14 protein-coding genes are annotated in these 15,093 nt (G+C 55.3%); 5 read left to right on the top strand and 9 right to left on the bottom strand.

Annotation, left to right across the window (positions count from 1 at the left end):
* Window positions 1–25: 25 nt before the first annotated feature.
* Window positions 26–1,351 carry a PDZ domain-containing protein gene (locus tag IPN69_12980; protein MBK8811632.1) on the top strand — a complete coding sequence of 442 codons (1,326 nt, stop codon included), beginning with the start codon at window positions 26–28 and terminating at the stop codon, window positions 1,349–1,351.
* A gap of 113 nt (window positions 1,352–1,464) precedes the next feature.
* On the opposite strand, the gene lpxD is transcribed toward IPN69_12980, so the two are convergent.
* On the bottom strand, window positions 1,465–2,487 hold the full coding sequence (gene lpxD, locus IPN69_12975; protein MBK8811631.1) for a UDP-3-O-(3-hydroxymyristoyl)glucosamine N-acyltransferase: 1,023 nt from the start codon (window positions 2,485–2,487) through the stop codon (window positions 1,465–1,467).
* Window positions 2,488–2,625: 138 nt separating this feature from the next.
* Between lpxD and IPN69_12970 the strand changes: the two genes are divergently transcribed.
* From IPN69_12970 to IPN69_12960, 3 genes are all read left to right on the top strand, one after another.
* Entirely contained in the window at window positions 2,626–3,198 is a 573-nt protein-coding gene (locus IPN69_12970; GenBank protein ID MBK8811630.1) for a Uma2 family endonuclease, read from the top strand.
* Between the two features lie 11 nt (window positions 3,199–3,209).
* Window positions 3,210–3,359, top strand: a complete 150-nt coding sequence (locus IPN69_12965) for a hypothetical protein (protein ID MBK8811629.1) — start codon at window positions 3,210–3,212, stop codon at window positions 3,357–3,359.
* A 164-nt stretch (window positions 3,360–3,523) separates the two neighbouring features.
* Window positions 3,524–4,687 (top strand): transposase, encoded by a 1,164-nt coding sequence (locus IPN69_12960; GenBank protein MBK8811628.1) that lies wholly within the window; start codon window positions 3,524–3,526, stop codon window positions 4,685–4,687.
* Window positions 4,688–4,771: 84 nt separating this feature from the next.
* On the opposite strand, the gene IPN69_12955 is transcribed toward IPN69_12960, so the two are convergent.
* Window positions 4,772–5,092 carry a hypothetical protein gene (locus IPN69_12955; protein MBK8811627.1) on the bottom strand — a complete coding sequence of 107 codons (321 nt, stop codon included), beginning with the start codon at window positions 5,090–5,092 and terminating at the stop codon, window positions 4,772–4,774.
* A gap of 821 nt (window positions 5,093–5,913) precedes the next feature.
* Window positions 5,914–8,388 carry a primosomal protein N' gene (gene priA, locus IPN69_12950; protein ID MBK8811626.1) on the bottom strand — a complete coding sequence of 825 codons (2,475 nt, stop codon included), beginning with the start codon at window positions 8,386–8,388 and terminating at the stop codon, window positions 5,914–5,916.
* Window positions 8,389–8,465: 77 nt separating this feature from the next.
* On the opposite strand from priA, the gene IPN69_12945 reads away from it, so the two are divergent.
* On the top strand, window positions 8,466–8,939 hold the full coding sequence (locus IPN69_12945) for a hypothetical protein (protein MBK8811625.1): 474 nt from the start codon (window positions 8,466–8,468) through the stop codon (window positions 8,937–8,939).
* Window positions 8,940–8,942: 3 nt separating this feature from the next.
* Here the strand turns inward: IPN69_12945 and IPN69_12940 are convergent, their stop codons facing one another.
* From IPN69_12940 to IPN69_12915, 6 genes are all read right to left on the bottom strand, one after another.
* Window positions 8,943–10,700, bottom strand: a complete 1,758-nt coding sequence (locus IPN69_12940) for a sulfatase-like hydrolase/transferase (protein MBK8811624.1) — start codon at window positions 10,698–10,700, stop codon at window positions 8,943–8,945.
* 8 nt (window positions 10,701–10,708) lie between these two features.
* Window positions 10,709–11,665, bottom strand: coding sequence for an ABC transporter ATP-binding protein (locus tag IPN69_12935; protein ID MBK8811623.1), 957 nt, complete (start codon window positions 11,663–11,665; stop codon window positions 10,709–10,711).
* Between the two features lie 68 nt (window positions 11,666–11,733).
* Window positions 11,734–12,666 (bottom strand): hypothetical protein, encoded by a 933-nt coding sequence (locus tag IPN69_12930; protein MBK8811622.1) that lies wholly within the window; start codon window positions 12,664–12,666, stop codon window positions 11,734–11,736.
* Entirely contained in the window at window positions 12,663–13,451 is a 789-nt protein-coding gene (locus tag IPN69_12925) for an ABC transporter permease subunit (protein ID MBK8811621.1), read from the bottom strand. The genes IPN69_12930 and IPN69_12925 overlap by 4 nt, the downstream gene beginning before the upstream one ends.
* A gap of 240 nt (window positions 13,452–13,691) precedes the next feature.
* Complete coding sequence (locus IPN69_12920; GenBank protein MBK8811620.1) at window positions 13,692–14,180, bottom strand: prepilin-type N-terminal cleavage/methylation domain-containing protein; 489 nt, start codon at window positions 14,178–14,180, stop codon at window positions 13,692–13,694.
* Between the two features lie 340 nt (window positions 14,181–14,520).
* Window positions 14,521–15,009: a prepilin-type N-terminal cleavage/methylation domain-containing protein gene (locus IPN69_12915; protein ID MBK8811619.1), complete on the bottom strand. Its 489-nt coding sequence runs from the start codon at window positions 15,007–15,009 to the stop codon at window positions 14,521–14,523.
* Window positions 15,010–15,093: the final 84 nt, after the last annotated feature.

The raw sequence follows: 15,093 nt of genomic DNA, 5'->3' as shown, positions 1-15,093 counted from the left end.
GGTTGATTGTGAATTGTTTGCAGTATTGACCGAAACAATCAACGATTATCCGGTAACGATTTACACGTCAAGCATTATGTCATTTCGCGGAAAAATTATCATCGCTTTTCTTTCGGCCGCAATCGCTTCGTACGCGCTCCTTGGCGGTATCCTGGGTTCGTTCGCGCAGCAACCTGTCAACGACGTCGGCGCCCAGATGCGGATTTTCGAATCGGTCCTGCAGCATATTCAGAATGACTATGTCGATGAACCGTCGATGGATCGCGTCCGTGGCGGCGCTCTGCGCGGACTTCCGTCGTCGCTCGACCCGTATTCGTCCTATCTGACCGCCGAACAGGTCAAGGATTTTCAGGCGAACAAGCAAAACACGCTTGCCGGAGTCGGAGCCGAGTTCTCGTCGAACTCTTCCTATCTTTACGTGGTTTCCGTGATCAAAGACTCGCCGGCGGACAAGGCTGGATTAAAGGCCGGCGACATTATCGAGTATATCGAGAACAAGGCGACCCGGGACATTTCGCTCTATGATGCGAGGCAGTTGATCCTCGGTGAGGCCGGTTCGAGCGTCAAACTCCGTGTTTTGCGAGCCGGTGCGAAACCGCAGACGCTGTCTGTCGCGCGCGGCAACTACTCGATCCCGAAGGCGGAGTCGCGTATCGAAGCCGGCAAGGTCGGCGTCATCAAGATTTATAGTCTGGAAGCCGGCGAAGCGGAAGATATCAGAAACCAGGTCCAGTCACTTACGAAACAGGGCGTCCAGAAGATCATTCTCGATCTTCGCGGCGTTGCTTCGGGATCGATCGACGAGGCGGTAGGCGTTGCCAATTTGTTCATCAAGGACGGTACGCTGGCGCAGGTCATCGGCCGTGAAAGCAAACCGATCAAAACGTTTTCGGCCGATCCTTCGAAGGCGGTTTTCGACGGAAAGATGTCGGCGTTGATCGATATCGCGACCGCCGGAGCGGGTGAGGTCGTCGCCTCGGCGATCCTTGACCGCAAGCGCGGCGACGTCATTGGCGAACGCAGTTTCGGAGCGGGAACGGAACAGAAGCTTTTCACGCTTAAGAACAGCGGCGACGGGCTTTTGTTGACCGTAGCAAAATGGGCTTCCGCCGAAGGCAAACCTTTTCTCGGTGACAATCGTTTGAATTCGGGCGTGATGCCGTCGGTCGAGGTAAAGCGGCCCGAAACACCCGAACCGTTGGAGGTCGAAGACCTCGTCGACCAGCAGGAACAGAACGAACAGCAGCCGAATCCGTCGCCGTCGCCGACAGCGACGCCGAAGGTCGAACAGCCGAAGGTTCTCGAAGATATTCAGCTCAAGAAGGCGCTCGAATTGATGCAAGACAAGTGAGTTGGGAATAGGGAATTCTGATTTCGGATTGGAGCCGGCGAAGATCGCCGGCTCTTTCAATTTTGGAGTAGGGTCTTCCGACGCGAGCAATCAGGCATTTTCCTGCCTTCGGATCACTCGCCCAACAGCTTCGATACTTTCTTCTCGAGATCGCGGACGGTCCGGGCGATCTCGCCGAGCCGGCGAAAGGCGGCCGTCGAGCGAAGCCAATCGCGATTGTCGAATCCCGGAACTCCGGAGATCATCTTGCCCGGTTCAACATCGTGCGAGGTGGCGGATTTGGCCGTCAAAACGGCATCGTCGCCGACCGTGAGATGTCCGGCGATCCCGACCTGGCCGGCGAGTATGACGCGTTTGCCGATCACGGAGCTTCCGGCAAGCCCTGTCTGCGAACAGATCAACGCGTCATCGCCGACTATACAGGAATGGCCGATCTGGACGAGATTATCGATCTTTGCACCGCTTTTGATGCGCGTTTCGCCCACCGACGCGCGGTCGATCGCGGAATTCGCGCCGATCTCGACATCGTCTTCGAGTACCACGCGCCCGACTTGCGGGATCTTGAGCCAACGGCGTTCCTCGTCCCTGGCGTAGCCGAAGCCATCGGAGCCGATCGTCGAATTGTTGTGAACCACGCATCGCTCGCCGATCTCGCAGTCTTCGCGAACCGAAACGCCAGAATGCAGTACCGAACCCGCCCCGACCTTCGCTCCGTCGTAAACGGTGACGTTCGGAAAGATCTTCACGCCCTCGCCGATCTCGCAATTCTCCCCGATTACCGCATTCGCCATAACCTCGGCCGTCGCCGAAACGCGTGCCGAGGTGTGGACTACGGCCGAAGGATGAATCCCCGACCGGACCGGCGAATCCGGAAGAAGGGTTCGGAGCACGCGGGTATATGCGAGGTACGCGTCCTTGGTCCGCAAGACCGCAATGTCTGTCCGGTCGATCTGCTCCGTTTCATTCAAAATGATCGCCGATGCGCGTGTTTTCTTGATCAGCGGCTTGTATTTGGGGTTCGCCAGAAACGTCACGTCGCCCTCCCCCGCGAGTTCAAGCCCGGTGGCTCCCGTAATTTCAAGATTCCCGTCGCCGCGATCGATCACGGACTTCGTCAGCGAAGCAATTTCGTTCAATTTCATAAAGTGAATAAAGATGTTTAAATGCGTCCTCAGAAAGTCTATAATCACCTATCCAAACTTTCGAAGTAGTTTGTCCAAGAATCTTTCTACGACCCCGACCAAATAACTTTTCGATCAAGGAACACTAGAAATATGAGTGAGAAAATTTTATCGCAATCTGAGAAAATTTACACCGCCGAAGATTATTTGCGTTTCGAACGCCGTGATTCAGGCAAAAAAGACAGGGCGTCGGGCCCGACGGGATCGAGTCGCCGTCATAATCTTATCGGCAGCAATACGACGATCGCCATCGGCAGCCGCATTCGGGGGCAGGGGAAAGAGGTTTACGTCAATGATATGCGCGTCAAGATGTCGCCCAACAACTACTGCTATCCGGACGTCATCGTTGTCAGCGGCGAGCCGTCCTTTGAGGGCAAGGAACTTGATATCTTGACGAATCCGACGGTCATCGTCGAGATCATGTCACGGGCGACGTTGCATCAGGACAAGACCGAGAAACTCGACCGGTATCTCGCCATCGACAGCATAAAGGAGATAGTTCTCGTAAAAGAAGAGGAAATGCGTGTCGAACATTACCACAAACAGACGATAAACCAGTGGATCTACAAGATCTATTCGCTCCGCGACGACGTTATCTCGCTCGATTCGATAAATTGCAAGATCGCCCTCAGCGAGATCTACTCGCAAATTCGGTTCGAGGCGTAGGTATCGGAGTTTTGACAGGGACCAGGATTCCAGATTCCAGGATTCCAGATTCCAGGATTCCAGGATTCCAGGATTCCAGATTCCAGGATTCCAGATTCCAGATTCCAAGATTCCAGATTCCAGGATTCCAGGATTCAGGATTCCAGATTCGGGAACTTTGAAAAACCTCACCTTTTCGAGGTTGGTTTCGGTTGGTCGATTGGATGACGGTATCCGGATTTGAATTAGGACAGTAAGGCGATGATTTGGACGCAGCGCCGTCGGAATTTCTCCATTGACGGACCTTGGGCTGTACCTGTAACTCGTTGTATTATATAATAGTTACATGAAACAGAAGCAACTTACTTTGATGGATGCGATGCTGACGTTGTCGAGACGGAAGAAGACGAGCCGTGCGGTCGGGACCTTGGAGTCGATCGGCAAGCTGGTGGACTGGGAAGCATTGGTTAAGATCGTCGAGCAGTTGGACCGGACGCGCGAGGGACGGGGCGGGAGGCCGCCGGTGTCGTTCGAGGTCAAGCTGAAGATGCTGTTTCTGCAGCACGCGTTCAATCTGAGCGACGAGGAGCTTGAGGACCAGTTGGCGGACCGCCTGTCGTTCCAGCAGTTCGTGGGGTTGGGGTATGACGAGGAGATCCCAGATTTCACGACCTTCTGGAAGTTCAAGGAGAAACTAGTGAAGGCGGGGCTGATGCAGAAGATCTTCGAACAGATCCTGAGTCAGATCGACGAGCGGGGACTGATCCTGAAAAGGGGGAACGATCATCGACGCGACGCTCATCCAGAGTGCGAACCGGCCGATGACGAAGGAGAAGCGGGAGAAGGCGAAGGAGAGCCGGCAGCTGGACGCGGACGCGGCGGGAACCTCTCAGGGCGGGAAGAAACACTTCGGCTACAAGGGCCACATCGGTATGGACGAGGGCAGCAAGATCATCCGCAAGTGCGAACTGACGCCGGCGAACGTTCACGACCACGAACGGCTGCACGAGATGATGAGCGGAGACGAACGGAGCGTCTGGGCAGACAAGGGATATCCTATTCAGGCGGCCAAGAGGGCGGCGCGGGAGGTCGGAATATATTACGGAGTGCTCGACAAGGCGGCTCGGGCGACACCGCTGACGAATCGCCAGAAACGGAAGAACGCGAAGAAATCCAGAGTGCGAAGGGTGGTCGAACATGCGTTCGGATTCATGAGGAAGAAACTGAAAGTAACGGTGATGGGGGCCAGGAACATCGCCAGGAACACGCTGAGATTCCAGATGTGGTGTACTGTGTACAACGTGCTGAGAGCCGACTTCATACTCAAGCAGAAGTGCGCCTTCTGAACGAAAACCGGGCGAAATCGATTGCGAAAATCGATCGAAATCGCCGAGAATGCCGCCAGAATCCGAAAAATAGATCAGAAACGGGGGCGAAAGACGGAAAAAACATGAAAAGAAAACGACCCACTTTCAAAAAAATCAAGAAAAGGAACCGGGCCGCTTTCTAACCAAGTTTTTCAAAGCTCCCGATTCCAGGATTCCAGGATTCCAGGATTCCGGGATTCCAGATTCCAGGATTCAGGATTCAGGATTCAGGATTCAGGATTCCAGATTCCAGGATTCCAGATTCCAGGATTCCAGATTCCAGGATTCCAGATTCCAGGATTCCAGATTCCAGGATTCCAGATTCCAGGATTCCAGGATTCCAGGATTCCAGATTCCAGGATTCCAGGATTCAGGATTCCAGATTCCAGGATTCCAGATTCCAGGATTCCAGGATTCCAGATTCGGGAGCTTTGAAAAACCCACGGGTTCTTTGTATTCGGGGCCGGGACGAGTCGGTACCATCTGCGGTAGCGGATGGTTGGCTGCGGCAATCCCGGACCAAAGTATTGATACCAACCGATCTTCAACCATCCGCTACCGCAGATGGTACCGACTCGACGCGATTGAAACGCGATTCGGGATTCCCAGTCTGGAACCCTTGGAATTCTGGAATCTTGATTTCGGGAACTTTGAAAAACCTACTTGATTGAAGCGACACTCCGTTCTTAACAGAACACGGATGGGTAGGGATGAAAACGATGATTTGAGCCCAACTCGGCGCCATTACGGTCGAAAAGACATATGATCTTGTCCCGCCGATCCGTGTTCATCTGTGGCTAAACGCCGCCGATCTCCTTCAAGCCGGTATTTCAAAGCTCCCGATTTCAGATTCAAGATTCAAGATATTCAAGATTCCAGATTCCAGGATTCCAGATTCGGGAGCTTTGAAAAACCTTTCTTAACGGCGGTCCCGGCGCCGATTCTGACAGAACACAGATAGATCGGATGCAGGAGGATACTTCGAACTCAGCGTTTCTTGAGAACTTTTTCTATCTTTAGTGGTCGAAACGAATCCGCTCCATCCAGCCAATCTGTGTTCATCTGTGGAAAAAATGCGATTTGCTTCCCTTCGTGTCGGTTTTTCCAAGCGCCCGAGTTGGGATTTAGGCGTCGTGCGGCCGCGGTTGCCCGCCCGCTAACGCAGGCGGTACTGACTCGCTGATCGTCGGGTTGGCGCGTTGCCACGGCCGCAAAGGTCCGAAACATTCCAAATCTCGGACCTGACGCCGATCGCCCGGATATTCGCATCTACAGGTTGATCCGCGTCACCCGCGGCAAGGCAAATGTTCTTTCGCGAGTCGTCAGGTTTTTCAAAGAACCCGGATTCCAGATTCCACGATTCCAGGATTCAAAGCAGACTCAACGGATCGATCTCGACACTGACGATCCGCAGGTCGCAGAACCGTTCCTGCGCGGCGGCGAGGGCGAAATCGAGCGTTTCGCGAAGCGCCGTACGGTTAGCCGCCTTGACGAGGATCTGCAGCCGGAACTCGTTCTTCAAACGAGAAAGCGGCGCCGGCGCGGGGCCCAGAATCCGACAAGCATTGTCGCGGTTGTTGGCGACGAGGCATTCCTTCAATATCTGGGCATTGTCGAATGCATACGCGTAATTCGGATGCTTGATCATTATCCCGGCGAGCGAGACGAACGGCGGATAGCCGAGGCGGCGCCGGAATTCGACTTCCTGGGCATAAAAATTGCCGTAATCCTGTGAATGCGCGTGGCGCAGTATGTAGTGATCGGGATAATAGGTCTGGATGATCACGCGGCCCGGAAGTTCTCCGCGCCCGGCCCGGCCGGCGACCTGCGTCAATAACTGGAACGTCCGCTCGCCCGAACGGAAGTCGGGCATCGCGAGTCCGGCGTCGACCGAGATCACGCCGACAAGCGTCACGTTGTGAAAATCGTGGCCTTTGGCGAGCATCTGTGTGCCGACGAGCATATCGATCGACCCTCGGCTGAACTCGTCCAGGATCGATTCCATATCCTGGCGCCGGGCCGTCGTGTCGCGGTCGACGCGCGTGATCCGCAAGTGTGAAAAGCGGCGCTTCAGTTGATCTTCTATCTGTTCGGTGCCCTCGCCCATAAAGTAAAGATACTTGCTCTCGCATTTCGGACAGGTTTGCGGGACCTTTTCGCGATGGTTGCAGTAGTGGCAGATCAGCTTGACGTCGCGCCGGTGGTAGGTGAGCGTGATGTCGCAGTTGCGGCAACGCATCGACTCGCCGCACGACCGGCAAAGGACGAACTGCGAAAATCCCCGGCGATTCAGAAGGATGATCGATTGTTCGCCCTTCGAATGGGTTTCCTCGATCGCTTCGATCAATTCGGCGGAAAACGAAAGATCCTTGCCCGCCGTGCGGAAAACGTTGCGCATATCGACGATCTCCGCCGCCGCCATCGGTCGATTTCCGATTCGTTTCGGAAGACTCAGATACTCGTATTTTCCGATTTCCGAGTTGCGAAAGGTCTCAAGCGCAGGCGTTGCCGAACCGAGGACGACGACGGCATTCGCAAAGCTTGCGCGGACGACCGCGACATCACGGCCGTTGTAGTAAGGCGCCTCGTTCTGCCGATACGAGCCGTCGTGTTCTTCGTCGACGATCAGCAAACCGATGTTCGCCAACGGCGCGAAAACGGCCGAACGGGTGCCGATGACGATCCGCGCATCGCCGCGCCGGATCCGTCGCCATTCGTCGAAACGTTCGCCGGACGAAAGATTCGAATGGAGGATCGCCACGTCGTCGCCGAAAACCGCGCGCAAACGCTTCGAGAAGACCGGTGTCAAGGCAATTTCGGGCACGAGCATCAGCGCTGATTTTCCGTTGTCGCGCGCGAAGTTCATCGCCCGTATGTAGATCTCGGTCTTGCCGCTGCCGGTCACGCCGTGGAGCAGAAACGCCTTGTATCTCTCCGACTTCTGAGCTTGGTTGATGCTCTCGAGAACGCTCGCCTGCCTGTCGGTCAACTTGATCGGAACAAACGCCGGCACACTCGAATCGCGAAACGGATCGCGCAACATCTCTTTTTCGAAGATCTCGACAAGGCCGTTTTTGGCGAGCGTGCTCACCGGCGATTGATTGACCTTTGCAGCTTCGACCAATTCCGTCTGGAACATTTCACCGCGCGTCGCGAGCAGGTCCAGGATTCGCTGTTGCGATTCGCTAATCTTCTTCCCTGACGAGTCGGTATCGGTCAAACGAACCGCGAGACGTGTCTTTTTGCTGACCGCTGCCCGGACCTGTTTCCGTTGAAGCGAAACGAGTCCAAGATTCGCGAGGTCCCTCAGTGTTCGCATCGCGGTCGATTTGCCGAGGTGCTTTTCAAAATACTTTCGTCCCGTTTCGCCGTTTGCCGCGAGCTCGCGCAGGATCTGCTGCTTGTTCGTCTTCGGCACCTCGAACTTTGACTCTTCGGCCCGGCCCGATTCCGTGATTACCACCGTCTCTTCGACGTTGGAATTGATGCCGGCCGGAAGCGACGCGCGCAGGACCTCACCCCAACTCGACGCATAATAATCGGCCGTCCATTGGGTCAGCTTGAGTATCTCCTCATTGATCAGCGGTTCGTCGTCGACGATCTCGGCGACATTCTTGATGAGTTTCGGGTCGATTGCGAGTTCAGGATCGAGTGACGTGTGAAGCGCGACGGCATATCCCGTCAACTGACGGGTCTTGAACGGGACGATCAGGCGCGCGCCGAGCCGGACACGTTCGGCGAGCGATTCAGGGAGCCGGTAGGTGAACGTCTGCCTCAGCGGAATCGGCAGCGCGACCTCGACGAACTCCGGTATTTGAGAAATCTCGGCGGCAGGTTTATGCATTCGTTAACTTCAACTAAAATGATAACTGATAGGAACTTTTAATTGAAACGAATGTCTAAGGTTCGGGAGAGTGAACTGTGAGTAAGAGTTTTTTGATCGCTTTGTTGGTTGCGGTCGTCGTGGTCGCCGGCGGCGTCGGGTTGATCTGGAAATTTCAGCCTTCGATGGAGGAACAAAAGGCGATCGTGCTCGAAGGCGCCATCCGCGAGGAATCGCCGGAGTTCGCCGCGCTGACGCGTCGCATCATCGCTGAAAACGATGTTGACAACACGTGGGAATCGCCGCTTGGAACGGGCTTCATAATGATGAATATTGCGGGTCGGATCAAGAATCTCAGCGACCGGACGCTTACCGGGCTTGAGCTTCGCGTGAGCGTTCTTGATTCTTACGGCAAGACCGTCAAAGACAAGTCGGTGATCGTTGTTCCGACCCAACAGGCGACGCTGGAAGCGAACGGTACGATGGACGTTGTCGTGCGGATCGACGGATTTGTCAAGGATGACGACCGCGCGAAGATCCACTGGAAGGTCGTGGCGATAAAAACCCGCTGAATTTCAGTCCTCGAACTGGATCAGATTGCCTTTCGGCGGATTGAAGAATCGCGGCGGCTGGTTTTCCTTGCGGGCCTTGAAAAGCGACACGGCGTAGTTGTTCTTTCGTGATTCTTCGGGAACGCTCATAAAATCCAAAAGCGTCGTGAAGATGTTGCAGTGCATCGGTTTGAAGCCGGTATCGAAGGCTTTCGGATCCGCGCCGAGAACGAAAAAGGGCACCATCGCTTCCTCGCGCGTCTCACCGCCGTGCCCGGCCTTGCCGGAAGCGAAGAAAGACTCGCCGTGATCGCTCGTGTAAACAATGACCGTTCCGTTCGGCAGCCGTCCGTAGTCGTTCGCCAAATTCCGAAAAAAGTCATCCAGATTGAAACGCAGCGAGTTGTCGTATGAGTTCTTGACGGCGTCGATCTTGTCCGCCGGCGGAACCTCATACTGCTCCTTGAAGCGATAGATGGGTTTCCAAATCGCCTCGCTTTCGGGATAGTTCTTCTCGTATGGAAAATGGACGCCGCGTTTGTATATGAAGATGAAGTTTCCGGTCGAACCGCTGAAGATCTCGTTCACCATTTTGGCGATCCGAATGTCGATTTCCCATTGCTTGACGGCGTTGCGCTCATTGTCGAGGTTCGTGATCTTGTCGCCGAGTTCCCAGTCTTCGACGCGGTCCGGGTTGTCGATCTCGGCGAGCGAGACGAAGTTGTCGATGTAATTGAGATCATCCTCGTTTCCTCCCCAGTAACGCTTCATCTGGCCGTCGAAAAGATGGGTCTTGTAATTCATCGATCTCGCGTATTGAAACAGCGTCGGCATCGAATTGATGTTGTGGAAACGGACGGAGTCGATCGTTTGCGGCGTCGCGCCGCTGATCATCGCATCGTAACTCGTGTGGCTCAGCGTTGACGAAGAGACGGCGGTTCCCCAATTGATGAGAAGCTGCTTTCGTTCGAGTTCTTCAAGAAATGGCGTCGTTTTGCGCGTGTAGCCATTGATGCTCAAATGGTCGGCGCGGACCGATTCGTCGAAAACGAAGACGATGTTGTTTTTGGGGGCCGATGTCGGGTCAACAACTGCGTCGACCACATCGCGTTTCTTGGCCGCACCGCCGAGGACCGGCGTGTGAAGGAGATAATCCGCGCCGGCGAGCCAGAAATTGCCAATCGAACTCGAGGCGAAAGTGCGGTCGAACATCAGCGGATTGACGAACGAAACGTTGACGTAGAACAAACAATAGACCGCCAGCAACCCGACGAACGCGCCGCCGCCGAAAACCCGTTTCTCCTTTCGCGGAATTACGCTGACGCCACTCAGAAGCGCGACCGGTATGAGCGCCAGGAAACTGGTGTAGGCATAGATCGAATCCAGCTTTTGCTCACCCGTCGCCGAAAAAGCGGAAACGAAATCCTGCGCGATCAGGAATCGTCCGACCGCATTGTGATAGCCGAACTGGGCGGTCGCGGTCAGGGCGAAGATCGCGATCAGCGGGATCTTGTAATACCATTTTGAAGAAACCGTGACCAGAACATAGACGAACAGAAGGTAGAGCGAAGCCAGGATGTACCCGACGCAAATCACCGAAAGCACCAGGTTGTCGCCGTTCCCGAGGTATGCGGCGAGCTCCCTGAAATCACTGCGGAAGTAAAAAAACTCGAAAACGCCGATCAGGAAAACGAATCCGAGCGCGACGCATGTCGTGCTGCGGTCCGCTCCGAGTGTCAGACTCAGGTCTTTTCGTACAAGTATGTCTTTGAACTTCGACATAATGGGAATCAGTCGGCAGTCGTCGTCTCGACGGTTTCCTTCACAAAAAGCTCTTCGAGCGATTGGCGCACGGGTTGAACCGAAACGAGGTTCCCGCCGGTTTCCCCGAGGATCGAAAGCACCTTCGGAATGTCGGATTCCGACAGCACCTGGATGCTTGCGCCGTTCGCCTTGAGCGAGCAGAGGCTGCCGCTGATAGAATTCGTCCGGGACTGAAACTCTTCCGCCGGCACGCCCTTGACGACGATCTCAAATGTTTGATTTTCGCCGCTGCTCGTGAGCAGGTCGGAAAGATTGCCCGTCGCCGCGAGTTTGCCGCGGCGCAGGATCGCGACATTGTCGCAGAGCGCCTCAATGTCGGAGAGGATGTGCGTTGACATAAAGACGGTCGTTCCCGCGTTCCGCAAGCCGGCGATCAATTCGCGGATCTCGCGGCGGCCGATCGGATCGAGTCCGGACATCGGCTCGTCGAGGAACACGATCTCCGGTTCATTGATCAGGCATTGCGCCAGACCGACGCGCTGCAGCATTCCCTTCGAGAACTTGCGGAGCTGCTTGTCCCAGTCCTTTTCGTCGAGTCCGACCTTGGTCAGCAGTTCCTCCGTCTTTCGCCGGCGCTTCGCCGCATCGAAGCCGAAGATCTCGCCGAAGTAATTCATCAGTTCGCGAGCGGTCAGGTAATCGTAAAAATAAGGATTTTCGGGGCAGTAGCCGATGCGCGAATGCATCGCGGTGTCGGAAATGTCGTGTCCGAGTATCCGGGCGTTTCCGCGCGTCGGAAAAATCAGAGACATCAAGAGCTTGATGGTCGTCGTTTTGCCGGCACCGTTGCCGCCGAGGAATCCGAATATCTGTCCGGGGCTGACCTCGAGATTGAGGCCGTCAAGCGCGCGAACCTTTCGTTTTTTCCAAAAACCGAGTTCGTAATCCTTCGTCAGGTCCTGAATTTCGATGATTTTGTTCATACTAAGTCGTTTCCGAATCGGCAGTCGATATTGTTGATAAGATCCGATGCCTGCCGAAGCTAACTATCTCAAGAGGGAAGTTTTGACTTCTCATAATTGATCGAGACATCACACGTCTCGCGCTTCAGGATGTACGGGACGCCGGTCGGATCGAGTAGTTCGTTGTTCTTGTCGATCAGGAACTGTCGTCCACGCGGAAGCTTGAGATTCTTCAGGATCGGGAAGATCTCCGTCCAGTTGTTGGCGCAGCGGTTGTTCTGGTCCTTGAATTGTCCGAGCGCCGCGCGGATCTGATCGCGGTCGTCGAATGAATCCAGTTCAAGCAATCTCAGTGCGGCTAGGTCCTTCGTCTGGCCGTCTTCGGCACCGTCGAACATCTGTTGATAGATCGCACGCGCCGTATCGCGGCTGCCGCCTTGACTCCGCATTTGCGCGACCATCATCTGCATAAACTTCGGGGCTCCGTCGATCTTCGCACCTCGTTCGTAGACATCAGCAGCCTTGTCGTATTCTTCCAGGCGCCAATAAATGAAACCGAGGTACTGATAGAGCCGCCACTCGTCCGGATTGCTCGCGATTCCCTTTTCGGCGATCCGTACGGCCTGTTGTTTGTCGATTGCGGGAAGGACGACTGCGCCGTAGTAGAACGGGGCCTTGAAACGCGGGTCAAGCGTCGTCGCGTTGTCCAGGTAAGGATACAGTAGGCGAGGATTGAGCGGATTAAGGTCGTCGATCGAAACTTTGATCTGCGGATTCCGGAGAATCTTTCCCCCGATGTATTGCAGGGACTCCATCCAGTACCAGTCGGCGATCAGACCTTCGAATCCAAGCGCGTAACCCCGCAATCCGGCCCCCTTCAACGCCAGATCCTGATCTTCGAACCCTTCGGGCTGCGGCGGTCGTATTGTTTCGAGCCGTCCGCTTAGAGCGAACACGGCTCCGAACCCGACGATAGCGAGTGCGAGCGTGATGATCAGTTTTCGGTTCGCGCGGTCCATCATTTGAAGTTTCGCCGGCTGAAGATAAGCGCCGCGAAGGCGATCACGATCGACGCGTAGACCACCGTGTAGAGAATCACCGTCGCCAGATAGGTTGCGGGCGGCACATCGCCGTGCGCGGCGTTGGTGACAAAACTGTAGAACGACAGGTTCGGCAGGAAGTAATAAAGAAAGTTGAAAAAGAACTTCGCCGATTCCGATCCGAGATTCGCAGCGAAGTCGCGGAGAGAAGCGCTGAAGTGGCCGATCACGAAGACGAGAAAGGTCAGCAGCGCCGACAGTGCCGGCGAAGAGAACGACGAGAACAAGATCGCGATCGCGGTGATGACGGTCAATTCAAAGAAGATCAGTGAAACCGCGCCCCAAATACGAAAAGCGAGTCCCCCGCCGCCGACGATCAGAAGCGCGACCGAAACACCCGCGCCCATCACGACGACGTTGATAAGCAGGGTCAGGCAGAGTCCGAGATAGCGGCCGACGATGAATTCGCCGCGCCCGACGGGTTTTGAGAGAACCGCGTAGATCGTTCGTTTCTCGATCTCCTTCGAGACCAGGCTGACACCGACGAAAATCGCGATGAACACCCCGAACAGCAGCATCGCGCTCAGTCCGAGATTGACGATCGTACGCGCTTCGTGGCCATCCGTCAGATCACCCAGGAAAACCGCGGCGGCAATGATCAGGAGAACGAATACGATAAGGTTGTAGAGCACGCGGTCGCGCACCGCCTCGCGAAACGTATTGCGGGCGATCGTTACGATTTTTGCAATATGCTGAAATGTACTCATTCAGAAAATCGATTCAAATTGAATTTGGAGCCGGGATAAGAATTGGCCGGAACAGCCTCTAAAAAGATAACACAATCGCTGGAATTTGAAAACAGGATTTTTCTGTGTTGAGCGCAGTTTTCGCTCGATTTCAGTTTAACGTCTCCGCCGCGGCTTTGCGCGAAAACCGTCGCTGCGGCGAAACGGAAAAGGCCCCGTCCGGATCCGGACGGGGCCTCGTATGGCGAGATCGGCAAAAGATTAGTTGCCGGTCGCGGTTCCGTAGTTGGCGGCCGAGCAGTCACCGTCAGCAGCTGCGAGTCCCGTCGCCGTTCTCGTGCGGATGATGCCTTCCGTCGCGATGCAGTAGTCTTTGCTGCCCGTCTGGGTCAAACCCGCGTTGACGACCGGCGAAGCGCTGAGCGTGAAGCTTGCGGCAACCGTCGTGGTGCGGTCGGTGTCGAAGCTGTTGAAGTTGTAGCCGCTCTTCTGGGGCGAAGCCGCGCCGAGCTGAGCGTCAACAAGGTTTTCGGTTCCGAGCTGAACCATCGTTCCGTAGTTGCCCGAACCGGTGGTCGACTGATAGGTCATTTGCGCGCCGTGGACGGTGCGGACCGAAGCCTGTGCCGATCCTTCGTTGGCTGAACGGCGGGCGGCCAGCAAGTTCGGGATAGCGATAGCGGCGATAATGCCGATGATGACGACGACGATCAAAAGTTCGATGAGCGAGAAGCCTTTCTGGTTTTTCATTTTAATTACAGTCTCCTGGTTTTGTGGTTAAGTACCGTTACCTTTCTCAGGTCGCAAGGGTAATTGCAAATCGCGTACCACAACGCCGGCGCAGCAGGGCAGGTCTCGTAAGCAACTGTCGTTCAATGAGTTATGCCGACCGCGATCTAATCGTGATCGCTCCGGAGATCAGGGCGTTCGTCTGCACATTACAGTTTTTGTAATCCGCGGGATGACAAAAATTGTGAACCGACCCGAGTCCAAACATACCGGAAACCACAAAAAGGAGTCCGCGTTTGAACGAAAAGAAAGGCCCCGTCCATTTCGGGACGGGGCCTTTTTAAGCGAGATCGGTAGCGAATTAGTTGCCCGTTGCGGTCGCGTAAGCAGCCGCCGTGCAGCCGCCGTCCGAACCAACGAGTCCCGAAGCCGCTCTCGTGCGGATGATGCCTTCCGTCGCGATGCAGTAGTCTTTGCTGCCCGTCTGGGTCAAACCCGCAGCGACGACCGGCGAAGCGCTGAGCGTGAAGCTTGCGGCAACCGTCGTGGTGCGGTCGGTGTCGAAGCTGTTGAAGTTGTAGCCGCTCTTCTGGGGCGAAGCCGCGCCGAGCTGAGCGTCAACGAGGTTTTCCGTTCCGAGCTGAGTCATCGTTCCGTAGTTGCCCGAACCGGTGGTCGACTGATAGGTCATTTGCGCGCCGTGAACGGTGCGGACCGAAGCCTGTGCCGATCCTTCGTTGGCTGAACGGCGGGCGGCCAGCAAGTTCGGGATAGCGATAGCAGCGATAATGCCGATGATGACGACGACGATCAAAAGTTCGATGAGCGAGAAGCCTTTCTGGTTTTTCATTTTAATTACAATCTCCTGGTTTTGTGTTTAAGTCTTTTGCCTTTCTCAGGTCGCAGTGGTTAGTGCAAAGGGCGTGCCACGATC

The organism is Acidobacteriota bacterium (genome assembly GCA_016715115.1).
GTDB lineage: Bacteria > Acidobacteriota > Blastocatellia > Pyrinomonadales > Pyrinomonadaceae > JAFDVJ01.
Note: the sequence above shows the minus strand (reverse complement) of the source record. Positions and strands in the feature narration are given on the sequence as shown.

What these genes read in the sequence shown, in the direction of transcription:
- IPN69_12970 (MBK8811630.1), top strand. Translation starts at nt 2,626, where the DNA reads ATGAGTGAGAAAATTTTATCGCAATCTGAGAAAATTTACACCGCCGAA.
- IPN69_12960 (MBK8811628.1), top strand. Translation starts at nt 3,524, where the DNA reads ATGAAACAGAAGCAACTTACTTTGATGGATGCGATGCTGACGTTGTCG.
- priA (MBK8811626.1), bottom strand. Translation starts at nt 8,388, where the DNA reads ATGCATAAACCTGCCGCCGAGATTTCTCAAATACCGGAGTTCGTCGAG.
- IPN69_12940 (MBK8811624.1), bottom strand. Translation starts at nt 10,700, where the DNA reads ATGTCGAAGTTCAAAGACATACTTGTACGAAAAGACCTGAGTCTGACA.
- IPN69_12935 (MBK8811623.1), bottom strand. Translation starts at nt 11,665, where the DNA reads ATGAACAAAATCATCGAAATTCAGGACCTGACGAAGGATTACGAACTC.
- IPN69_12930 (MBK8811622.1), bottom strand. Translation starts at nt 12,666, where the DNA reads ATGATGGACCGCGCGAACCGAAAACTGATCATCACGCTCGCACTCGCT.
- IPN69_12925 (MBK8811621.1), bottom strand. Translation starts at nt 13,451, where the DNA reads ATGAGTACATTTCAGCATATTGCAAAAATCGTAACGATCGCCCGCAAT.
- IPN69_12920 (MBK8811620.1), bottom strand. Translation starts at nt 14,180, where the DNA reads ATGAAAAACCAGAAAGGCTTCTCGCTCATCGAACTTTTGATCGTCGTC.
- IPN69_12915 (MBK8811619.1), bottom strand. Translation starts at nt 15,009, where the DNA reads ATGAAAAACCAGAAAGGCTTCTCGCTCATCGAACTTTTGATCGTCGTC.